19 protein-coding genes and 4 tRNA genes are annotated in these 22261 nt (G+C 38.4%); 7 read left to right on the top strand and 16 right to left on the bottom strand.

Annotated elements, in window-relative coordinates:
• Position 1 precedes the first annotated feature (1 nt).
• Complete coding sequence (gene recQ, locus V3224_RS15455; protein WP_334471569.1) at positions 2-1828, bottom strand: ATP-dependent DNA helicase RecQ; 1827 nt, start codon at positions 1826-1828, stop codon at positions 2-4.
• A 262-nt stretch (positions 1829-2090) separates the two neighbouring features.
• On the opposite strand from recQ, the gene V3224_RS30080 reads away from it, so the two are divergent.
• Together V3224_RS30080 and V3224_RS30075 are read left to right on the top strand one after the other, a co-directional pair.
• Positions 2091-2342 carry a hypothetical protein gene (locus V3224_RS30080; RefSeq protein ID WP_442890492.1) on the top strand — a complete coding sequence of 84 codons (252 nt, stop codon included), beginning with the start codon at positions 2091-2093 and terminating at the stop codon, positions 2340-2342.
• A gap of 5 nt (positions 2343-2347) precedes the next feature.
• Positions 2348-2557: a hotdog fold thioesterase gene (locus V3224_RS30075; RefSeq protein ID WP_442890490.1), complete on the top strand. Its 210-nt coding sequence runs from the start codon at positions 2348-2350 to the stop codon at positions 2555-2557.
• 120 nt (positions 2558-2677) lie between these two features.
• Here the strand turns inward: V3224_RS30075 and corA are convergent, their stop codons facing one another.
• From corA to lptM, 7 genes are all read right to left on the bottom strand, one after another.
• Positions 2678-3628, bottom strand: coding sequence for a magnesium/cobalt transporter CorA (corA, locus tag V3224_RS15445; RefSeq protein WP_180558550.1), 951 nt, complete (start codon positions 3626-3628; stop codon positions 2678-2680).
• Between the two features lie 84 nt (positions 3629-3712).
• Positions 3713-5884 carry a DNA helicase II gene (gene uvrD / locus V3224_RS15440; protein ID WP_334471565.1) on the bottom strand — a complete coding sequence of 724 codons (2172 nt, stop codon included), beginning with the start codon at positions 5882-5884 and terminating at the stop codon, positions 3713-3715.
• Between the two features lie 55 nt (positions 5885-5939).
• Entirely contained in the window at positions 5940-6656 is a 717-nt protein-coding gene (gene yigB, locus V3224_RS15435) for a 5-amino-6-(5-phospho-D-ribitylamino)uracil phosphatase YigB (protein WP_334471563.1), read from the bottom strand.
• A complete protein-coding gene (gene xerC, locus V3224_RS15430; RefSeq protein WP_334471562.1) occupies positions 6657-7571 on the bottom strand; it encodes a tyrosine recombinase XerC in 915 nt (304 codons plus the stop codon).
• Entirely contained in the window at positions 7568-8272 is a 705-nt protein-coding gene (locus V3224_RS15425; RefSeq protein WP_334471561.1) for a DUF484 domain-containing protein, read from the bottom strand. Before V3224_RS15425 ends, xerC begins: the two co-directional genes overlap by 4 nt.
• Before the next feature lie 28 nt (positions 8273-8300).
• The gene (gene dapF, locus V3224_RS15420; protein ID WP_334471559.1) at positions 8301-9125 is read right to left on the bottom strand and encodes a diaminopimelate epimerase; all 825 of its coding nucleotides are present in this window, start codon (positions 9123-9125) and stop codon (positions 8301-8303) included.
• 17 nt (positions 9126-9142) lie between these two features.
• Complete coding sequence (gene lptM / locus V3224_RS15415) at positions 9143-9346, bottom strand: LPS translocon maturation chaperone LptM (RefSeq protein ID WP_334471557.1); 204 nt, start codon at positions 9344-9346, stop codon at positions 9143-9145.
• Positions 9347-9431: 85 nt separating this feature from the next.
• Between lptM and cyaY the strand changes: the two genes are divergently transcribed.
• On the top strand, positions 9432-9755 hold the full coding sequence (gene cyaY, locus V3224_RS15410) for an iron donor protein CyaY (RefSeq protein WP_334471555.1): 324 nt from the start codon (positions 9432-9434) through the stop codon (positions 9753-9755).
• A 30-nt stretch (positions 9756-9785) separates the two neighbouring features.
• Here cyaY and V3224_RS15405 read toward each other — a convergent pair whose 3' ends face one another.
• Positions 9786-12353: a class I adenylate cyclase gene (locus V3224_RS15405; RefSeq protein ID WP_334471553.1), complete on the bottom strand. Its 2568-nt coding sequence runs from the start codon at positions 12351-12353 to the stop codon at positions 9786-9788.
• Between the two features lie 554 nt (positions 12354-12907).
• Here V3224_RS15405 and hemC point away from each other — a divergent pair.
• Genes hemC through hemY form a run of 4 tightly spaced genes read left to right on the top strand, consistent with a single transcriptional unit; the run spans position 12908 to position 17039 of the window.
• On the top strand, positions 12908-13849 hold the full coding sequence (hemC, locus tag V3224_RS15400) for a hydroxymethylbilane synthase (RefSeq protein ID WP_334471551.1): 942 nt from the start codon (positions 12908-12910) through the stop codon (positions 13847-13849).
• On the top strand, positions 13846-14583 hold the full coding sequence (gene hemD / locus V3224_RS15395; RefSeq protein WP_032114337.1) for a uroporphyrinogen-III synthase: 738 nt from the start codon (positions 13846-13848) through the stop codon (positions 14581-14583). The genes hemC and hemD overlap by 4 nt, the downstream gene beginning before the upstream one ends.
• A gap of 21 nt (positions 14584-14604) precedes the next feature.
• Entirely contained in the window at positions 14605-15849 is a 1245-nt protein-coding gene (gene hemX, locus V3224_RS15390) for a uroporphyrinogen-III C-methyltransferase (RefSeq protein ID WP_334471549.1), read from the top strand.
• A complete protein-coding gene (gene hemY / locus V3224_RS15385; protein ID WP_334471547.1) occupies positions 15846-17039 on the top strand; it encodes a protoheme IX biogenesis protein HemY in 1194 nt (397 codons plus the stop codon). Before hemX ends, hemY begins: the two co-directional genes overlap by 4 nt.
• Positions 17040-18154: 1115 nt before the next feature.
• On the opposite strand, the gene V3224_RS15380 is transcribed toward hemY, so the two are convergent.
• The 7 genes from V3224_RS15380 to wecG all read right to left on the bottom strand — a co-directional run bounded on the left by V3224_RS15380 (position 18155) and on the right by wecG (position 22244).
• Positions 18155-19027, bottom strand: a complete 873-nt coding sequence (locus V3224_RS15380; RefSeq protein WP_334467716.1) for an IS982 family transposase — start codon at positions 19025-19027, stop codon at positions 18155-18157.
• A gap of 218 nt (positions 19028-19245) precedes the next feature.
• Positions 19246-19322, bottom strand: a tRNA-Pro gene (locus tag V3224_RS15375).
• Between the two features lie 57 nt (positions 19323-19379).
• A tRNA-Leu gene (locus tag V3224_RS15370) sits at positions 19380-19466 on the bottom strand.
• 19 nt (positions 19467-19485) lie between these two features.
• Positions 19486-19561: transfer RNA gene (locus V3224_RS15365), tRNA-His, on the bottom strand.
• 73 nt (positions 19562-19634) lie between these two features.
• Positions 19635-19711: transfer RNA gene (locus tag V3224_RS15360), tRNA-Arg, on the bottom strand.
• 152 nt (positions 19712-19863) lie between these two features.
• The gene (thrP, locus tag V3224_RS15355) at positions 19864-21240 is read right to left on the bottom strand and encodes a bifunctional threonine/serine APC transporter ThrP (protein ID WP_032114335.1); all 1377 of its coding nucleotides are present in this window, start codon (positions 21238-21240) and stop codon (positions 19864-19866) included.
• 266 nt (positions 21241-21506) lie between these two features.
• On the bottom strand, positions 21507-22244 hold the full coding sequence (gene wecG, locus V3224_RS15350; RefSeq protein ID WP_334471545.1) for a lipopolysaccharide N-acetylmannosaminouronosyltransferase: 738 nt from the start codon (positions 22242-22244) through the stop codon (positions 21507-21509).
• Positions 22245-22261 lie beyond the last annotated feature (17 nt).

Genomic DNA, 22261 nt, shown 5'->3' with positions numbered 1-22261 from the left:
CTCATTCAAAATCTGCCAGATGATCGCGAATCAATGTCATAAATGCCTCACCAAATCGTGCTAATTTTCTTTGACCTACACCATTAATCAACAGTAGTTCATTCGGCCCGACAGGGCATCGCTCCGCCATCTCTATTAAAGTAGCATCGTTAAAAACCACAAAAGGTGGAATATTTTCTTCATTAGCAATCACTTTTCTTAATTGACGTAATTTAGCAAATAATTTTTTATCATAATGACCTTGGTAGTTTTTATTTTGCTGATTACGGCTTTTTTTCGATAAAACTCTAGCAACAGCCAATTGTAATGGTACCTCGCCGCGCAATATCGGCCTAGCTGCTTCTGTCAATTGTAATGCTGAAAAATGAGCAATATTTTGGTTCACTAAACCCATATGAATAAGTTGCCGACACACACTCACCCAATGCTCATGACTCTGTTCTTTACCCAAGCCATAAACTGGCAACTTATCATGATCAAATTCACGTATACGTTGATGATTTGCGCCGCGCAAAATGTCAACAATATAGCCGATACCAAAACGCTGCCCTGTCCGATAAATACAAGAAAGTACTTTCTGAGCATCAATTAGGCCATCATACCGTTTCGGTGGATCTAAACAGATATCGCAGTTACCACAAGGTTGCTGCCGATTTTCACCAAAATAATTTAACAATACTAGACGGCGACAGGTTTGTGTCTCGGCAAAAGCACTCATGGCATTTAGTTTATGGCGCTCAATCTCTTGTAATTGTCCGGCAGGCTTTTCCGCCAAACAACGACGCAACCAAGATAAATCAGCGGGATCATAAAATAAAATGGCTTCTGCAGCTAAGCCATCGCGTCCAGCTCTACCGGTTTCTTGATAATAAGATTCTATATTACGGGCAATATCAAAATGGACGACAAAACGGACATTAGATTTATTAATTCCCATACCAAATGCCACCGTTGCAACCACCACTTGCAAGTCATCTTTTTGAAAAGCATCCTGTACTTTTGCGCGTTGTGTATTATCAAGACCCGCATGATAGGCCGCCGCACTCAAACCCCGTTTATACAATCGCTCAGCTGTCTCTTCAACTTTACTACGGCTATTGCAATAAACAATACCGCTGTTACCCTTTTGTCCTTTAATAAAAAACCAAAGCTGATCAAGAGGCTTGTATTTTTCTACTAAAGTATAACGAATATTAGGTCGATCGAAGCTACTGATATGGACAAGTGGTTCACACAGTTCAAGCCCGTCAATAATATCATTACGCGTTGTTTGATCGGCAGTAGCCGTTAAGGCAATAACTGGTAACTGTGGAAAACGACTCCGCAATTGCCCTAATGCTCGATATTCAGGGCGAAAATCATGTCCCCACTGTGAAATACAATGAGCTTCATCGACAGCCAATAAAACCGGATTTAATTTCGGCAATTGATCAAGAAAATTATCCATAACCAACCGCTCTGGGGCAATATAAAGTAATTTTATGTTGCCTTGCCGACAATGCTCAATTACCTGCTTTTGCTGTTGCCCGGTTTGGCTTGAATTAAGATAACTGGCTTCAATACCATACTGAGAAAGCTGATCAACTTGATCTTTCATTAATGAAATCAGTGGAGAAACTACTATGGTTAAGCCAGGTAAAATTAAAGCGGGTATTTGATAACAGAGAGATTTTCCTCCGCCGGTTGGCATAACGACCAAACAATCTTGATTTGTAAGTATAGTATTAATAATTTGTTCTTGGCCTGGCCGAAATTGCTGATAACCAAAAATCTGCTGTAACACTTGCCGAGCCGGGGATGTAATATTGATAATTTCCGCAGTAGACACTGGTATCCTTAATAAACGTGACTAATCAATTTTGATAAAAAGCGGTAAATAAATATATGCTACCTGACTCTGATAAGAATTACAGCATCCTATTAATTTCCGCTATAAAATAAAGAGGTTAGAAGAAAAAAAGTCACTCTTTATTATGCCAAATAACCATTTATTTTTACCTATTCATAAAGCATAATCATAGAAAAATTGCCAACCTTTGCATAATAACAATCGTTGATTAACATAATATCTAATAATTAAGAGAATATTTATGAATACGCCTGCCCTTACATTGGACGATGCACAGAAACTTATAATTGGAAAATATCTTCAAATGCAATTCAACCAATTATTAGGTCTTGAGTTGTTATCCTTTGATAACACCCAGATCAAGTTAATTTTTAACAACAAATCACAATTGATAGGAAACTTTGAACAACAAATCCTACATGGTGGTGCAATTGCTGCAGTGTTAGATGTTGCTAGCAGTGTAATTTGCTTTTGTAATGCATTAATCGAATAACTTCATTGTCAAAAGAAGCGCTCAAAGACCGTTTATCAGCCTTTGCGACCATCGATTTAAATATTAATTACTTGCGTCCAGGTCGTGGTAAAAAATTTATTGCAAGTGGAAAAATCATTCGCACTGGTAATAAGATTTCTGTTGCCCGGGCCGAATTGCATAATAACGAAAATAAACATATCGCAACAGGCATAGCCACTTGTTTCGTGGGTTAAATATAAATAATCAAGCTAAGACCATAATAAAAATCTATTTTAAATAAACGTTATATGAAGCTTATGTTATTAAGCTGGCCTTTCTACTTTACTCAAGTTATCTTTATTTATCTGATAAATTCAAAGCCAATTCTTACGTTTAAAATAAAGATAAGGTGCCAGCCCGGCAATAATCATCAATATAATTGCTGCCGGATAGCCAAAACGCCAGCCTAATTCAGGCATAAATTCAAAATTCATACCGTAACTGGACGCCACCAGCGTCGGCGGTAAAAAGACCACAGAAACAACGGAGAAAATTTTAATAATTCGACTCTGCTCAATATTAATAAAACCCATTGCCGCTTGCATAAGAAAATTTACTTTTTGAAATAGTGATTCATTATGAGGTAGCAGTGATTCAATATCACGTAAAATGTCTCTCGCTTGCTCTAATTGACCTGCCGGCAATCTTGCTCGGCGGATCAAAAAATTTAATGCTCGTTGACTGTCCATCAAACACAGCCGCACTTTCCAGCCAATATCTTCTTGTTCCGCTAAATTAGAAAGTGCGCTATCGAGTTCATCACCTTGTTTGCCTTCCAAAATAATCCGGCTTAACGATTCCAATACGCTATAAATATTTTCTATTACATCAGCAAGTTGTTCAATTTTGGTTTCAAATAAATCTAAAAATAATTCATAAGCATTAGCATCGATCAGCTTTTGACTTCTTGAACGCATACGATACAAACGAAAAGCCGGCAGATCACGCTCCCGTAAGGTATATAAACGGCCATCACGAAAAGTGAAAGCAACCGTCGAATTACTAACATGTTCATCACTATCTTGATAATAAAAAAATGAATGAATATGTAAACCATCCTCATCCTCAAAAAAACGAGCCGATGCTTCAATATCGGTTAATTCAGATGGGGTTACTAATAATTGTTTCAATTCAGTTTGCACTGTTTGCCGTTCTTTTTCATCAGGCTCCATTAAATCAACCCATACCGCATCGGTTAGTTTTTCACCTTCATCAAGCTCAAGGCGAGACAAACGGTGGTTGTCTAATTTAAATGCCAGCAGCATATTATGGCGCCTCCTTCAGAACCCCAAATAGCAAAATAATAGCCAGTTAATTAGTAACAAAAATTCCCATACTTCAAGCATTCTTTATTGCAACTCTAATTTAGCATAAGCTGCAACCACCCATTTGATCCCTTCGCCCTGAAAAGCTATCTGCAAGCGGCAACGCTCACCATCCCCTTCCAAATTAATAATAGTTCCTTCACCAAACTTAGGATGACGAACCCGTTGGCCTAATGCATAGCCACTATCATTTCGATTAATTGGGGTACCAAGTCGCTGATGACTAATAGGGCGAGAAACCGTTGCACGCAAACGGACTTCTTCAATACATTCAGTCGGTAATTCGGCAATAAAACGCGAAGGACGATGGTAGACTTCTTTACCATATAATCGACGACTTTCCGCATAAGTCAGCGTCAATTTCTCCATCGCTCGTGTCAATCCAACATAAGCCAATCGCCTTTCTTCTGCCAGCCCTCCGCTCTCTTCCGCACTCCTTTGGCTTGGAAACATACCTTCTTCCATACCAACAATAAAAACCAATGGAAATTCTAAACCTTTTGCCGAATGTAGCGTCATTAACTGAACGGCATCTTGATGTAACTCCGCCTGCCCTTCACCGGACTCCAACGCAGCATGAGACAAAAATGCTTGCAGTGGCATTAAATCTTGATCTTCTTCTTGATAACTAAATTGACGAGTAGCAGTGACTAACTCCTCAAGGTTTTCAATCCGCGCTTGCGCTTTTTCGCCTTTTTCTTGCTGGTACATCGACCGCAGACCTGAGTCGCGGATCACGCGATCAGTTTGAACATGTAACGGCATATCCGTCGTTTCTTTAGCTAATGCATCAATTAGCTCAAGAAACCGTTCAATCGCCCCGGCCGCCCGACCTCCAAGGACTTTTTCAGCTAATAAATATTCACAACTTTCCCAAAGCGTGAGTTGTTTTTCACGCGCGGCCTGACGAACAGTGTCTAAAGTTCGTTCGCCGATACCTCGAGTTGGTGTATTAACAACTCGCTCAAATGATGCATCATCATTACGGTTAGCAACCAAACGTAAATAAGAGAGCGCATCTTTAATTTCCTGTCGCTCAAAAAAGCGTTGGCCACCATAAATACGATAAGGCATTGAAGACTGTAATAAGGCTTCTTCAAGCACTCGTGATTGTGCATTGCTGCGATAAAGAATTGCGCACTGCTTTAAAGCGCCACCTTTCTCATGCCATTGTTTAATGCGACTAACAACATAACGCGCTTCATCTAACTCGTTGAAGCCACAATAAAGCGAAATAGGTTCACCATCAGCCCCTTCTGTCCAGAGATTTTTTCCTAACCGGTTATTATTATTGGCAATCAGTGCATTAGCCGACTTCAAAATATTGTTAGTCGAACGATAATTTTGTTCTAGCCGAATAGTTTCTGCCGCCGGAAAATCTTGCAAGAAACGTTGAATATTTTCTACCTGTGCGCCACGCCAACCATAAATTGACTGATCGTCATCACCAACAATCATCACCTTGCCAGTATCACCGGCCAAAATACGTATCCAGGCATACTGGATACTGTTGGTATCTTGAAATTCATCAACCAGAATATTGGTAAAACGTTCACGATAATGTTGTAGTATATGCGGTTTCTTCAGCCACATTTCATGGGCACGCAATAAAAGTTCAGCAAAATCAACTAATCCAGCCCGATCACACGCTTCCTGATAAGCCTGATAAACTCGCAGCCACGTCGCCTCTGTTGGATTCCCATAACTTTCAATATGCTGTGGCCGCAAGCCTTCATCTTTTTTTGCATTGATGTACCACATAGCCTGACGTGGTGGCCACTTACTCTCATCCAGATTGATGGCCTTGATAATTCTACGCAATAAACGATATTGTTCATCACTATCTAAGATTTGGAAATCTTGCGGTAAACTGGCATCCAAATAGTGAGCCCGCAATAGACGATGCGCCAGGCGATGAAAAGTTCCTACCCACATACCGCCTTGATCGCTACCTAATAACGCATTAATACGATGACGCATTTCAGCCGCTGCTTTATTGGTAAATGTCACCGCCATAATCGAGAAAGGCGAAACCTTATCAACCGTCAGTAACCAGGCAATTCGATGAACCAGTACCCGTGTTTTACCACTACCTGCGCCAGCAAGTATTAACATATTCGTTCGAGGAGCAGCAACAGCTTCTCGTTGCTTATTATTTAAGTTTTCAAGTAAATATGAGGCGTTCATGGTTACCATTAAATTAAGAGAGCAGTCAATAAATCACTACTGTGTTTTTAACCAGATGAGAAGATTATATCAGCGCAATGAGTGAAGCTAAACCGGTGATCTCAATATGAGGTAATATGTCATTCTCATTGGTGGCTAGTAAGTTGCTACTGTTAGTATTGATCCAACAAGCTTGCATGCCACTGTGTAAAGCACCTTGAATATCGGTTGTTAAATCATCACCGACATGTAAAACTTTATCCACTACAATATTAAATTTCTGCGCAGCAAGATAATACATATCACTAAACGGTTTAGTCCGTCCATCTGGTCCCGCTTTTAAAACAAATTGAAAATAATCGCCTAATCCACAAGCATACGGATCTGCATTGCCATTAGTAATAACCGCTAGTGGGAATTTTTCGGCTAAGGTAGATAAGATTTTATGGGTCACGTCTGGGACTACGATTTGACTACGCCAATAAGAAAAGTGTGCCATTATATCGTCAGCACCACCAGCAGATCCTTCTCGATCGTAACCATACTGACAAAGTAACGCCTTGACTGCTAACCAACGCCACTGTGTAACATCATGATAAATTTCAGGATATTGATTAACAATTAACGTTTGATAGTTTTTCAAATCGGCAAATTGAAGTTTATTAAAGCGATCGTCATAGCAACGAATAAAATTTAATAATTCCTGTTCAGTTTTAGCAATAACAGGGCGATTATCATACAGTGTATCATCCAAATTAAAGGTAATCGCTGCAATAGAAGTTAATTGCCGATAAACATGCATTCAAGATTTCTCCCTTTTTGCCCTTGGATGAGCCACATCATAAACCTTGGCTAAATGCTGAAAATCTAGGTGAGTATAAACTTGAGTGGTAGAAAGATTAGCATGTCCTAGTAACTCTTGAACTGCCCTTAAATCGCCACTTGATTCCAGGATATGAGTGGCAAAAGAGTGGCGAAGTTTATGAGGATGAATATGACTTCTCACCTTCTGACGAATTCCCCATAATGCAAAACGCTTTTGTACATTCCGAGCGGAAATACGTTTTCCTCTTTGGATTGAGATAAAAACAGCTTCGTCTTGCTTAACATATTGCTGGCGCATCTCAAGCCAACGGATTAACCATTCTACCGCAATACGTCCTAATGGTATCTTCCGTTCTTTACTACCTTTTCCCATAACCCAAACTTCACCATTAGGTAAATCCAGATGTTGGCAATTCAAATTAACCAGTTCCGATAAACGCAATCCTGCGCCATACATCACTTCCAACATAGTTCTATCACGTACGGATAGCGGATCTGCTAAATCAATATTTAACAACTGATTGACTTCATCTACATCGATATTTTTTGGTAAATGGCGTTTATTTTTCGGCGTTCTAACGGTTTTAGCTGGATTAGCGGTTAATATGCCCTGCTCAACTAACCAATTTAAAAAACTTCTTAATGACGAAAGACGTAAAGCGAGAGTTGCTGCCTGTGATCCTTGTCGGCGACATTTTGCAACCATCATACGAACATGTGATGTTTCTAATTGCGTCCAATCATTGATGTTCATATTTATAGCCATGTCCATTAACATGACTAATTGGCGTTGATAATTAATAATCGTCACGGGGCTTAGCTGCCGTTCTACACGTAAGTAACGCAAAAAGTCGCCAATTCGCTGCTGCAAGCTTTGCCGTGTTGAATTCATGCACGAATTACCCAGCGTAACAGCAAATCGGGCAATAATTTGGCTAAGTGGTCAAGCATTGTCGTTCCCATCCCTTTTTGATAATGCTGAGTATCGCGGCTACTAAAGATCACCATCCCTAAATTACCATAAAGACCTAATAAAGAAATAGCCACCGAACCGACATGATTTGCGTCTGGCATTAATAATAATATTTCTGGATTATTTAACGTACCAAGATAATGATTTTTTTCACCAAATCGCTGAATACGAACAGGCTCAAATGCCTGACGAGAAATCATAACTTTTTGCGCATCCATTGGTATGCCTAGCTGCCAACAATCACTAAACAAGCGAATATAAGCACCGCTCAAACCAAAACTTCTTGACCAGGCATATAAACGTCGCTGAAAATCGGCAAAATCATCTGCCGTTGATAGCTGAATAACCAATTTTAACAGTCGATTAAATAGTATTTCATTATTGCGCGCCTGCTCAACCAATAGTTGCATATCCTGTTCCAGATTTTGGATATAAACTCGTTGACGTTTCATCGACCATTCAACTAATGAAACCGCATGATGAACCGGATGAGGAACCCGTATCTGTTCAACAGCAGCAGCATTGCGAATAAAAAAATGAGGATTGCTTTTTAGATATTTTACGACTGTCTGATCATCTAACAGAGGCTGAGGATCAAATGCTGCTTCTTTTTTATCCATAATAAAAGACCTCTTAACCAAACAAAACCTAGAAATGAATAACACCATCATAAACATGTGTCGCAGGGCCTGTCATAAACAGTGGATGACCCAGTCCATTCCAACGAATTTTTAACATGCCACCAGGTAAATCAACACGGACATTTTTTTTTAATAAACCTTGCTGAATACCGATAGCAACAGCAGCACAGGCACCACTTCCACAAGCCTGTGTTTCTCCTACACCACGTTCATGTACACGTAATCGAATGTGTTCATGATCAATAACCTGCATAAATCCTATATTAGCTCGCTCAGGAAAACGTTCATGCTTTTCAAGCATCGACCCTAATAAAGCAACTTCAGCCGTGTCAATATTTTCAACCTGTAATACACAATGAGGGTTGCCAATAGAAACCACGCCACATAATATTGTTTGTTGCTGAGTTCTAATTATATAAGTTTTCTCAGCTTTTTGCGCTTTAAATGGTACTTTATTTGGCTCAAACTCAGGAACTCCCATATTGACACAAACATCTTCATTTTCTGCTACTGATAATGTCAACCTGCCAGATTGAGTACTTACCTTGATATCGCGTTTATTGGTCAGTTTTTTAAGGCGAACAAAACGAGCAAAACAACGGACACCATTACCACATTGAGCCACTTCACTACCATCGGCATTAAAAATACGATAATGAAAATCAAGATCGGGATCATAAGGTGCTTCAACAACTAAAAGCTGATCAAATCCAATTCCCTTATGTCGATCTGATAAACGACAAATAAGTTCAGGAGAAAAATAAACATTCTGAGTAACGGCATCTACCACCATAAAATCGTTACCCAAACCATGCATTTTGGAGAATTGCATTTTCTACTCCATCTTAATCAATTGGCTATTTTATCATTACTCGATTTTTGCAATGTTTCGGTCCGTATCGATTGATGTTCTGTCTCTTTAGACGATATCGTACTTTCAGTCTTTTGCTCCACTGTTGCTTTTGCTGGAAAATAGAGTGGCCCTTTCAAACCACAAGCAGAAAGTAAGGTTAAAAATATCGATGTCATAAATAGCCAAAGTAATTTTTTCATTATGTTAACGCCTGCATGTTTAAATCATTATCCTTTATAATCTATAATCGCAGTTAGGCGTAGAAAAGCAAATAGGAAATTGACGATGACAGACACAGAATTTCATCAACTGGTTGATAAAGTGATGAATAAAATAGAAGAACAACTTGATCAGTATGATGCTAATAATGATATCGATTGCGAAACCCATGGGGGTATTATGACACTAACCTTCGAAAATGATAGTAAAATTATTATCAACCGCCAAGAACCACTCCATCAAATATGGCTAGCTACACGGTCAGGTGGTTACCACTTTAACTATAAAATAGACAATTGGTATTGTACTCGCAGTAATAAAAATTTTATCCAAATATTAGCCTATGCTATTAGTGAACAAAGTGGTGAACCATTTTCATTGGATCTCTAACTGCGAAAAAACAAATATCATTCTTTATTATTAATGTATATAAAAACTAATACCTGATTCTTCTCGACAGACATTCTCATTGAACGGTGAGTTTGAAAATGAGCCAGACAAATAAGGAATGACTTGATTTTTATCTTCTACTTTTATTATCTGATAAAATTGCGGTAAATTGAAATTGACTAAACTTGCACGGTAGGTAGAACGATAATGTGAGGATGAGTAAAAACGGCTAACATCCCTAACAAGTTCTTCTTTGTTTCCTTCACAGTGTGAATAAATTTCCACCCGGTTTTTTTCATCTAAAATATAGAGATTAAAACCATGATTCTCTTCTGTATCCTCAAAGAAGAATTGTACAATCCCTTCACTGGCATAACCATCAACAACTAAAGGTAAATGATAAGTTTCTTTGATATCCAATTTTATCGGCAAACCATGTAATTTATTATTAGAGATTGCACCATAAAATTCGACTGCATTTTCCAATTTCTGCACTGAAACATTCAAACGCTCAAAAAATAATCCCCAAGTCTGACCTGCAATACGTAGTGCCTTAAAACGTCCTGAGTCATTACAACTACTTGATAGACGTAATTCAATACATTCTGAAACCAGCTGTTGAACACGTGTACCGATCAACCCTCTCATATGTTGGCTATAGCAGAAAACTTCAACCACATCTGGCAGTTCAGCATCTTGATGCATTTTGCCCAGGATCGTTTTTAATGCTTCCAACATAGATTGCTCACCGGAGAAATGCAGTGTTCTTACCTCATTCCAAGAGTTACGATACAGTAGATCAATACTACTCACTAAGCATTGCGGTGGATCACCAAAACTCAATATGTCTAATTTACGTAAATCAAAATGAATAATTTGATCAGAAAACACCGCTGTCGGATCTTTCTCTAAATTAACAATAATGGCTAAATGGCGAATTTCACAGGGACTATATAAAGCTTTTGGTGTGGGTGCTAGTAATCGAATAGGAAAATTTGTGGTTATATCATTAATAAATTGATGTAATTTATTCTCATCACATTGTGAACCACCATTATGAATATAAATATGGGATTGTTCTGTCAATAAACCATTGAAGTAAGTCCATGCCACTAATTTACTAAGATAACGGTTATATTCTAAAGGTTGGTGTCCAATGATAGAATCAATAGTTGGCGCCTTATTATATAAGTACCAACCACTGCGATTGGCGCGCCCAGCAGGAACATAAATAAAAGTGAGATGACTTTCAGATAGATCTGGTGAAATTTGCGGATTAACTAAAGTGACTTTGCCAGGTAATACTTCAAAGGCGGCATACAATTTCCTCGTCAACACACCAATATCTTGTGGGCTTGCACTAATCCGTAAATTATTACGACGGGCAAAGCGAATAAGATTACGATAACTTTGCATCATGGTGTCAAGTAATTCATTATGTGCATCTCGAACCTGCGCTATTTTCCAATAATTTCGTTTGTCGAGGACGCTTAATCGCTCTGTATTCCACTCCCATGAAGTAACAAGCTGTGATAACACCTGTCTGCGCCAACTACCACTCACCGAGGTACTATTTTCATCAGACAATTTTTCACAAACTTTGAGGTAAAAACAGCAACGAATCAAATCAAGGCGTTTAAAATCACCGATTTTCATTAAATAACGGGTAACGCGTTCTAACATTAAACAATAGGCATCCAGACCATAGGAAACAATTTCCCCGGCATGCAAACGTTTCTTAAATTCCATTGCCAGCAACATACCATGCGGATAATTCCAGGAATAAGCTTCCAGTAAAATACTTTTCAGCACGGCTTTATAAGGAGAATCAACACTTTTATACAATTGCCACAAGCTAGCACCAAAATACTCTTCAGCCGATAATTCACCTAAGCCGCCTAAATCCAACCACTCATTTGGCGTTAATACTCCCCGCGCGTACAAAAATAAAACATATTCATCATAATTGGCTTCTTCTTCTGCTGGTACCATCATCCATAGCAAACGTTTCCCAGCCATACGAACCGCTGTACGATAAAATTCATCCAATAGCAATATATGTTGTGTTGTTCCGCAATCTTCATCGCTCAAACTACCACTCGTATGGTGGCGAAAACGATTTTCATCAATTAAAAAGAAAGTAACATCTATACCAAGCGAGGACGCCCATTGCTCAATTAATATACATTTTTTTTGTAGCAGTTGTCTTTCTTCTTGATCTAACCATGATTGATGACATACCCAAATATCTAAATCAGAAACATCACTTTGCCCGATTGATGATGTACTTCCCATGGAATAAATACCTGTAATAGGCAATTCACCATTGGTTTGTTGTGAAGATAGTTCACAAAAAAGATATGCCTCAAACTGCTTTAACCAATTAATTTGCTGAGCATCAGGCGCAAAAAAACAGACACCAGCAGGTACATTACCTTCTATATAACCAGGTAACATGGGATGATGATAATTTAATAAAACTGGCAGCAATCCATATACATGCTTGAACGCTTCATTCATAGAAGATGATGCTCGTTCCAGTCGTAATTGATTGATCGCATCCAATCTTTGCTTTAGTGTCTCAATATAAAGATACAAAAGTTTTGCCTGAATTAACTTTAAAAAATAAATAACCTTAACTCAGCCATTGGTTCCTTGGGTATTGGGGAACGATAACAGCGATAAGCTTTTTAAATAGGTTGCTAGAAACGTGATCAATTTAACATTTTGTACCAAAAGGGTAAAGTACATTACACCTACATTAACTGTTTATTTTTCACACTATATGCTTTCCATTCTTTTACCTAAAAAATCTTTTTCGTTTCTAAGAATTTCAAATAGATGATCTGTATAAAAAAAGGAAACAATTGGTTAAATTTTCTTATCAAACTTTTATAATTACCTCCATTAATAAATATTCAGATAAATATAAAAAAATTAATTGGATATGTATTTATTTGCTTTAATCCAATAACAAAAAATCACGTTGCAACTGTTGTAAACCACTTTTTCCTGTTTACAAATTGAACTATGCATTAGCTATATTTATTAAGTGTTCAGCTACAACTGGAAAAAAACTTACCAAAAGTTAAAACTGTCTACCTTTCCTTTATAATTCACTCATAATCTAATTACCTAAGAAAAATAAAAATATGTCAACACAAACACTGCGTATCGCAACAAGGAAAAGTCCATTAGCAATGTGGCAAGCGATTTTCATAAAAACACAATTAGAAAAGCATCATCCAACACTAACGATTGAACTTATTCCCATGAGTACTCAAGGTGATATCCTAATTGATACTCCCTTGGCTAAAATTGGCGGCAAAGGACTTTTTGTCAAAGAATTAGAAAATGCACTACTAGAAAACCGAGCTGATATTGCTGTTCATTCTATAAAAGATATTCCCGCAACTTTTCCTAATAACTTAGGATTAATGGCTATTTGCCAGAGAGGAGATCCTCGTGATGCTTTTGTATCCAATCAGTACGATTCCCTTGATGCGCTTCCAGCTGGGAGTATTATAGGAACATCAAGCCTACGCCGCCAATGCCAACTACGTCATACTTATCCCCACTTGGTTATTCGAGATCTGCGTGGTAATGTCGGAACACGGTTGAGTAAATTAGATAATGGTGAATACGATGGTATTATTCTTGCTGCAGCTGGCTTAAAACGTCTAAGTTTAGAAACACGCATACGTATGCCACTGCCACCAGAGCAGTCACTACCAGCAGTTGGGCAAGGCGCAATTGGTATTGAATGCCGTCTAGATGACTATCACACACAACATTTTCTAGCGTCATTACATCATCATGATACTGCTATCTGTATTCAAGCAGAACGAGCCGTCAACAATCGATTAGAAGGTGGCTGCCAAGTCCCAATAGGTAGTTATGCTATTTGGCAAAATAAACAAATTTGGCTTAGAGCGCTAGTTGGTGCACCCGATGGTAGTCAAATTATTCGTGCAGAAAGATATTTTACCCCTGAAGACGCTCAACAAGCGAGTATTGAACTTGCGGAGGAGTTACTCAATAACGGTGCCAAACAAATTCTTAACAAAATTTCGCCAGGAGCATTTTCTCGATGAGTATATTGGTCACCAGACCAAACCCCAGCGGTGAAAAACTTGTTCAACGTATTAGGTCATTAGGAAAAATGGCATTTCATGCTCCACTGATTGAAATTATGCCAGGTAATGAACTAGCCCTTCTGCCGACTAAATTAGCCAGGCTAACTAATGGTGATCAGGTTTTTTTCTTATCGCCAAATGCGGTATGGCATGCTAATTCAGCACTTTATTTAGCAGGACGAAAATGGCCTGATACGCTATCCTATTATGGTATAGGGCACTCAACAGCATCGACTTTTCACCGATTAACTAATTTGCCTATTCAACTATCTCAAGCTGGTGAAACTAGTGAGACATTAATTGAATTACCTGATTTACAATCAATATTAGGCAAAAAATCTTTGTTATTGCGGGGTAACGGTGGACGTGAACTACTCGCCGCAACGTTAAAATCGCGCGGAAGTCATATTGATTATTGTGAGTGTTATCAACGTCAACCAATAAAATATGATCGACAAACTTTCCAGTTGCAATGGCGGCAGGCAAATATTAAAACAATTATTGTTACCAGTGGCGAAATGTTACATTTATTATTTAACTTAATTACAGATGATGTTAAACCTTGGTTGCTTTCTCGCCACTTGATTATTGTCAGTGAACGTTTGGCCAGTACTGCTTACCAATTAGGATGGCAATCAGTCAAAGTAGCCAAAAGTGCTAATAATGATGCTTTAATTCAGGCATTAATGTAAACCGATATTGAGATATTAATTATGACGGAACAGAATAAACCGAATGAGGTGAATGAAAACCCATCAAATGCCTCAAAAACAGCAACGCAATCTACCGCCAAAAATGGTAACCCCCATAGGCAAAAGCGTTCTGGTCTGTTTGGTAGTATAATTACTATCGTTCTTATTATCATACTCGGTGGTGGCTTCTATTATTATCTTCATCTAAAACATCAACAAATAGTCAATGAAAGCAGTGAATTACAACAACAAATAAATGAATTACTACGTCAACAAGAAACAGAAAAACAGCAAATTAACCAATTGGTTGAATCCCAGCGTATTAGCCAGTTAGATAAAAAAGAATATGAGCAACAACTTGAACAACGCGTCGAAGAATTACAAGCACAAATCACAACACTTTCAAGTACAGATGTGAAACGCTGGTTACTTGCCCAAGCTGATTTCTTAGCCAAAATGGCTGGCCGAAAACTTTGGAATGACTATGATCCCGTTACTGCGATTGCCTTATTAAAAAGTGCTGATGCAAGTCTAGCAGAAATGAATGATCCTAATTTAATTGAGATCCGAAAAACGCTTAATAATGATATCAGTGGGCTATCAGCCATTACCCAAATTGATTATGACGGAATTATTTTAAAGCTTAATCAACTGAGCAGTGATATCGATAATTTACGCATAAATGATAGTGCTCCAGATGGTAACCCCATGGATGAGGATAGCACGAAACTTTCCAATAATATTGCTGATTGGAAACAAAATCTTAGCCAAAGTTGGAAAAGTTTTAGTAAAAATTTTATTACTATTCGTCGTAGGGATTCTCATGAAACTCCTTTACTTGCACCAAATCAGGACATTTACCTACGCGCCAATATTCGAGCACAACTACTTATTGCCGCCCAAGCCGTACCTCGTCATCAAGAGCAAATTTATAAACAATCTTTAGAGCAAGTTTCAACCTGGATTCGAATTTACTTTAATACCAACGACGCGGCAACAAAAGCCTTCCTTACCGAAGTCGATAAACTGATTGAACAACCGATTACAATGGATATTCCCAGCGAGTTAAAAAGTTTATTACTACTCGATAAAGCGTTGCAAAAACGTATTCAAGGGCAAATCCCTTCTTCTCCAACACCGAAACCGCAAAAAACGCAACCAACCAACGAAAAGAGAACAAATCATGACGTAAAAATAGTTCCCCCTGCTCCAACAGAAGAAGCGGTAAAACCTAGCAATAAAACCGCCCAGGAGGGAACGGCATGATAAAAGTACTGATCCTTTTTATTGTACTGATTGCTGGCATCATTATTGGTCCCATTGTCGCCGGGCACCAAGGTTATGTACTGATCCAAACCAACAACTACGATATTGAAACCAGTGTAACCGGTTTAGTCATCTGTTTTATTATTTTACAATTTATTTTCTGTTTGCTTGGCTGGTGCTATCGTCGTATTCGCGGTACCTCATCATTTACCCATAATTGGCTAAAAGGCCGTAAATATCATAAAGCGCACAGTCAAACACAAAAAGCATTACTAAAATTAGCGGAAGGTGATTTTTCACAAGTCGAAAAACTACTGACAGGTCATGCTGACTATGCAGAACAACCGGTTGTTAACTATCTGCTGGCAGCAGAAGCCGCTCAACAACGTGGTGATGAGTATCGTACCAATCAATATCTTGAGCGCGCAGCAGAAGTCGCAGGTAACCATCAACTTCCTGTTGATATTACACGCGTGCGTATACAACTTGCTGAAGGTAAAATTCATGCAGCACGCCACGGTGTTGATAAATTACTGGATCAGGCACCACGGCACCCTGAAGTCTTAAGAATGGCAGAACAAGCCTATCAACGTTCAGGAGCTTATCAAGCGCTTATTGAACTTTTGCCTATTATGCAAAAAGAAAAGTTATATAGTGCAGAAGAGATCGATAAATTACGTAAAGACGCCTATAAAGGTTTGATTAATCAATATATGGCTGAAGGTGGCAGCGAAAATTTAAAAGATTGGTGGCAGTCTCAAGGACGTAAAATACGTCATGATCCGGTACTACAATCGATCGTTGCTGCTCGCCTTATTGAATGCGACGATAGCGAAGCAGCAGAAAAAATTATTATTACAGGCTTAAAACAACAATATGATGAGCATCTTTTATTGCTGGTTCCTCGTTTACAAATTAGCGATAGCAAAGCAATGAATAAAATCCTGACCAATCTAATAAAACAGTCAGGTGGTGCCACTCCCTTACTAAATAGTACATTAGGTCAACTTGCATTACAGCATGGAGAATGGCAAGAAGCGGAAAAATATTTTAAGTCTGCTTTAGCACAACGTCCTGATGCTCACGACTTTGCTTGGCTTGCTGATGCTTTAGATAAACAACATAAAGTGGAAGAAGCAGCACAAATTCGCCAACATGGCTTACTTTTTTCATTAAAGCATGAAAATTGATGACTCCCTATTCTCTATTGTTTTGATCCCGCCTCTAACTTATGGAGGCTTTTTTTACCTTTATCGATTGATTTGACATTTTTAACGTAAAACATTTGGATCAAATAGCATCAATAATACTATTTAATAATTACCTGTTGAATAAAATTTTAGCTTTGCTAAATAATTAACAAAATAAAAAAACACCTATAAAAAGATAGGTGTCAAAATACAATCAGGTCTACAGACGGATTGTGCCTCACTCAACGTTGCGTCCGGTTGGTGATGGATATTATGCATCGATAACGTGGACAATAGGCACATCAAATTGGCTCTGCGTCATCCAATAGGTTATGAAGCTGAAAGCTATCACAAGAAGCAGGATGAGCATCTACACTCTATCTTAGAGCATAATTCATGCCAAATATTACTTTTTACTCAAAGATAATCTTTTTGCGCCCACTATTGAATAAATATTCACCAATTAACTATTGTTTGCCTTTTAACAAAATAATTTTATTTACTTTAATTGCCACAATTCACGATACACATTATCAAACTGTCTCTTATTAGAGACGTTATAGCAATATTTATATTTTTTCTTTATTTTTCATGAAATAAAATGTCTCTATATTGAGACATTGCTTACTAGCTTTGTTGTTAAAACACGACAAACTTTTAAAAATAGACAAAAAACAACATTTTAAATACAATTATACTATTTTTTCGCTATAAAAATAGGGAAGCCGATGTTGACAGATAACGCGTATAAACTAACTTATTCACACTTATTTGTTTACTTAATGGTATAATTAGCATAGCTCTTTATTAGCCGCTTATTACGCTCTCTACTGGCTTCTCACTCCGACTTTTACCGTCACCCTTTAAAGCGTTAGGTGAAATCTCCACCAAGTAAAAACGCATTATTCTTCATCACACAATCACCGCATTTATGCTATTTCGCCTTGATAATGAAAGTCTTGTAGTTTTTAGTCCATTCCGCTTGCTTGGCTGCGCCTGCTATGCATGAGCTCATGACTTACGCTACACGCTTACTCCCATATTTGGTCGCTGGCATGTAATTGCACTTCACTTAATTTGCTATGATAACCTGAGTTCGGGATAAGCATTATCAATTATACTTGAAGATACGTACCTGCAACAGGTATCTTTGGTTTAGATGGCATTAAACAATATGCAACCAGTCCGCCTAATAAATTCACTACAAAGTTAGCCGGAGAGCGATGTCGCGTATGCTCTATTTGACAAAGATTTTTTAACTCATCAAATACCGTTTCAATGACAGAACGATGACGCAAGATGGCTTTGTCGAAACAAGTCTGTTTAATAGGCTTCATTTTCTTCTTGATATTCGTTATAAGGCTAATTCCCATCGTTTTGAGTTGCTGTTTCAGTGAAGCCGATAAATACCCTTTATCTGCGTACAAACAACCAGAAAGATCCTTTGTCAGCTCAGGCAATGGTTTCCGATCATCGGTGTTTCCTGGTGTGAGTCGAAAACTGAGTATTTCCCCCAAATGATTGATAATTACATGAAGCTTGAAACCAAAGAACCAACCTGTTGAATTTTTTCCCCGTTCAGCTATCCCATTGAAGACTTTATGTCTGCGGATCCGTAAGTTATCACACACCGCTATCGGAGTAGAATCGGCAACCGATAGCCCCGTGCATTTTCCCTTAATTGACTCAAACAGTGCCGTTAACGCTAAGGCACTACGCGGAAGTAACTCTACACAGCGTGAATAGGATGGCAAGTTAGGAAATTCCTTCCGGAGATATAAGCGGACATAATAGAGATAAAATACCTTGAATTGCCTGAATCGGAGTTGATGAAACAACACAACCAGTGTCATCATTTCCGCCAACGAAAGCTGAGTAGACCGTCTACGACGCTTAGTACCGTTAGTCAGCAAATATTCATGCATTTTTGGCTCGAAGTCTTTGCAAAAATCATCCATCAGGCAATAAAGTTCAGTAAGATTTTCCATAATTGTTTAACAATGCTCTACTCTTTAACCAGACTGTTAGAGTATTTTAACAAAACAGGCTCATTCAACTATTTGAATATCAAGACTTTCTCTTTATTTCTTATCCCGAACTCAGGTTATGATACGCTTATGACAAAACTTTCACTCGCAGGAATGCGCCCATACTGGGCACACAAAAGAAAAAACCCTGCTATAAATTGCAGGGTTTCTTTAAAATTTGGTCGGCGAGAGAGGATTTGAACCTCCGACCCACTGGTCCCAAACCAGTTGCGCTACCAGGCTGCGCTACTCGCCGAAAAAAATCTCTATTTAACGATGTTTTTTATGTAATTTTTAAAACTTATTTATATTATGGTGCGAAAGGGGGGACTTGAACCCCCACATCCGTAAGGATACTAACACCTGAAGCTAGCGCGTCAACCAATTCCGCCACCCTCGCAAACAGCATAAAACAAATATGGGGTGACTAATGGGATTCGAACCCACGACAACCGGAATCACAATCCGGGGCTCTACCAACTGAGCTATAGCCACCATAAAATCTTTAAAAATTCAATTCATTGTATACAACATTAATCTACTACACCGTAACAGAACACGCATTAAATGGCGCGCCCGACAGGATTCGAACCTGAGACCTCTGCCTCCGGAGGGCAGCGCTCTATCCAGCTGAGCTACGGGCGCTTAACGCCGTTGCGGGTGACGATAGTACGGATTTAATAGCATGCTGTCGAGTGATTTTTTAAATAAAAAGATTATTTGCTTATGCTTTATCCATTTCAATCATAAAATTAACCTTACCATCATTTTCAATCAGTAAAACAGGTTATTGCTAATCATTTTTTCATTGTTTTATGACGGAAAAGACGATTCAAAAAATAGATCACAGAAACAATCAATAAAAACACGCCGCCAACAATTAATGATAAACGCGTATCTGGATTAATTGCCATGCCAACAAGTACACATGCCAAAAAAAGCAGGGTCAAATAATTCACGTAAGGAAATAATACTGATTTGAAAGTATGTTGGGCTAATTGCTGTTGATGCACTTGCCGAAAACGCAATTGACTCAATAAAATAACAAACCAGGGTATCATTCCAGGTAATACACTTGCACTATAAACATATACAAAAACCGCTTGTGGATCAGGGATAATATAGTTGAGACCTGAGCCAACAATAAGGCATAAAATTGTTAGCATAATACATCGTGCAGGCACACCATTTGCGGTCACTTTCAGTAAAGATTTTGGCAGTTGACCATTCTGTGCTAAAGCATAAATCATACGCCCGCCACTATACATGCCACTATTACAGCCTGATAATGCCGCTGTAAGTACCACAAAATTAATTACCGCAGCTGCCGATACAATACCTACTTTTGCAAACATTAGCACAAATGGACTACCATTTTGACCAATCTCTGTCCAAGGAAATAACGTTACAACAATAAAAATAGCACCGACATAAAAAATCAAAATTCGCCATAAAATATTATTAATAGCTTTCTTTAATGTGACCTGCGGATTTTTTGCTTCTCCCGCAGTAATACCAACTAATTCAACGCCTTGATAAGAGGCAACAACAATACAAAGCGCAAATAAAAAGCCTTGCCAGCCACCGGCAAAAAAGCCACCATGCTCAGTCAAATTGGCTAAACCAATCGGTTCAAAGTTATTGCCAATACCAACAAAAATCAACCCTAATCCAATCAAGATCATCACAATAATCGTGGTAACCTTAATCATAGCAAACCAGAATTCCAATTCACCGTACAAACGTACTGCAGCCAGATTAGCTAATGCAACAAGTACAACAGCAATCAACGCAAAAATCCATTGTGGAACCTCAGGAAACCAGAATTCCGCGTAGACACCAATCGCTGTGATCTCTGATATACCAACAGCGACCCACATAAACCAATAACCCCATGCCGTTAAACATCCCCAATAAGGGCTCAAATATTTATAACCAAACGAGGCAAAAGCGCCAGTAACAGGTTCAAGAAACAGCATTTCTCCCATTGAACGCATAATAAAAAAAACAAATAATCCAGCAACAATATAAGCCAGTAATACAGAAGGTCCTGCCCACTTTAACGTACTGGCAGAACCCATAAATAAACCAACACCAATTGTTCCACCTAATGCAATAAGTTCAATATGCCTCGCTTCAAGGCCACGACTGAGACCTTGTTCCGGTTTCCCCATAGCAATTTCCTGCCCTTTCAATAATCACTTAATACCATATGACCTTCATGGTCAAAATTACAGATAATAGTGCCGTAATGAAAACATGTTTTTAATAATAACGAAATAAAAATTTATAAATGTAATCAAAATAGTGTTAATTGCTCAACAATGAAAAAACAGTTGTCAGCCCAAAACCCTATTTAAAAGAAGGGATAGCAGATGCAATTGAAATTTACTACTGTCAAAACGAACCTTTACGATAGAAATAATACACAAATAAAAAACTACAGCTTGCCACTATAATAGTAACCCAGAAAGCGTAATAATTTTATCTGTCGTTTGATACGACTCGGTTGAGAAAGCAATCTATATAACCATTCCAATCCTAATTGTTGCCATAATTTAGGTGCTCGTTTTACATGTCCGGTAAAAACATCGTAAGTACCACCTATTCCCATATAAAGTGCATCTGGATATACTTGCCGGCAATCCCGGATAAAAATTTCTTGCCTTGGTGAACCCATTGCTACCGTAACAATTTTTGCTCCACTAGCCTTGATGCGCTCAAATAATATTTCACGTTGTTCCGGCTTAAAATAACCGTCCTGGCTACCAACAATATTCACCTGCCACTGAGTACGAAGCTTATTTTCAGTCTGTTTAAGAATTTCCGCTTTTCCACCAAGCAGAAACATAGGTACAGCTTTTTGACCTGCAATTGCCATCAATGCTTCCCACAAATCAGCACCCGCAATACGTGAAACTTTTGCTTGTGGGTATTTACGACGAATCGCTCTGACAATACTGATTCCATCAGCATAGAGATATTCTGCTTCAGCTAGCAACGCATTTAAATCACAGTCTTGCTCTGCAGTTAGGACTTTTTCCGCATTGATAGCCACCAATGTTCCATGCTTAACTTCTTGATCTGAAAATAGGTAATTAAGGAAATGGGTTATATCATGAAAACCCCAAATAAGATGACCTCGAATATCATATTTCGGGATCACTTGTTGCTTCATACATTACTCCAGTAAGC

This window comes from Arsenophonus sp. PmNCSU2021_1 (assembly GCF_036919435.1).
In the GTDB taxonomy this organism is placed as follows: Bacteria; Pseudomonadota; Gammaproteobacteria; order Enterobacterales; family Enterobacteriaceae; genus Arsenophonus; species Arsenophonus nilaparvatae.
Note: the sequence above shows the minus strand (reverse complement) of the source record. Positions and strands in the feature narration are given on the sequence as shown.

Bases quoted from the DNA above. Each gene is read 5' to 3' on its own strand.
- V3224_RS30080 (WP_442890492.1), top strand. From the start codon at position 2,091: ATGAATACGCCTGCCCTTACATTGGACGATGCACAGAAACTTATAATT.
- corA (WP_180558550.1), bottom strand. From the start codon at position 3,628: ATGCTGCTGGCATTTAAATTAGACAACCACCGTTTGTCTCGCCTTGAG.
- uvrD (WP_334471565.1), bottom strand. From the start codon at position 5,884: ATGGTAACCATGAACGCCTCATATTTACTTGAAAACTTAAATAATAAG.
- yigB (WP_334471563.1), bottom strand. From the start codon at position 6,656: ATGCATGTTTATCGGCAATTAACTTCTATTGCAGCGATTACCTTTAAT.
- xerC (WP_334471562.1), bottom strand. From the start codon at position 7,571: ATGAATTCAACACGGCAAAGCTTGCAGCAGCGAATTGGCGACTTTTTG.
- V3224_RS15425 (WP_334471561.1), bottom strand. From the start codon at position 8,272: ATGGATAAAAAAGAAGCAGCATTTGATCCTCAGCCTCTGTTAGATGAT.
- dapF (WP_334471559.1), bottom strand. From the start codon at position 9,125: ATGCAATTCTCCAAAATGCATGGTTTGGGTAACGATTTTATGGTGGTA.
- lptM (WP_334471557.1), bottom strand. From the start codon at position 9,346: ATGAAAAAATTACTTTGGCTATTTATGACATCGATATTTTTAACCTTA.
- cyaY (WP_334471555.1), top strand. From the start codon at position 9,432: ATGACAGACACAGAATTTCATCAACTGGTTGATAAAGTGATGAATAAA.
- hemC (WP_334471551.1), top strand. From the start codon at position 12,908: ATGTCAACACAAACACTGCGTATCGCAACAAGGAAAAGTCCATTAGCA.
- hemD (WP_032114337.1), top strand. From the start codon at position 13,846: ATGAGTATATTGGTCACCAGACCAAACCCCAGCGGTGAAAAACTTGTT.
- hemX (WP_334471549.1), top strand. From the start codon at position 14,605: ATGACGGAACAGAATAAACCGAATGAGGTGAATGAAAACCCATCAAAT.
- hemY (WP_334471547.1), top strand. From the start codon at position 15,846: ATGATAAAAGTACTGATCCTTTTTATTGTACTGATTGCTGGCATCATT.
- V3224_RS15380 (WP_334467716.1), bottom strand. From the start codon at position 19,027: ATGGAAAATCTTACTGAACTTTATTGCCTGATGGATGATTTTTGCAAA.
- thrP (WP_032114335.1), bottom strand. From the start codon at position 21,240: ATGGGGAAACCGGAACAAGGTCTCAGTCGTGGCCTTGAAGCGAGGCAT.
- wecG (WP_334471545.1), bottom strand. From the start codon at position 22,244: ATGAAGCAACAAGTGATCCCGAAATATGATATTCGAGGTCATCTTATT.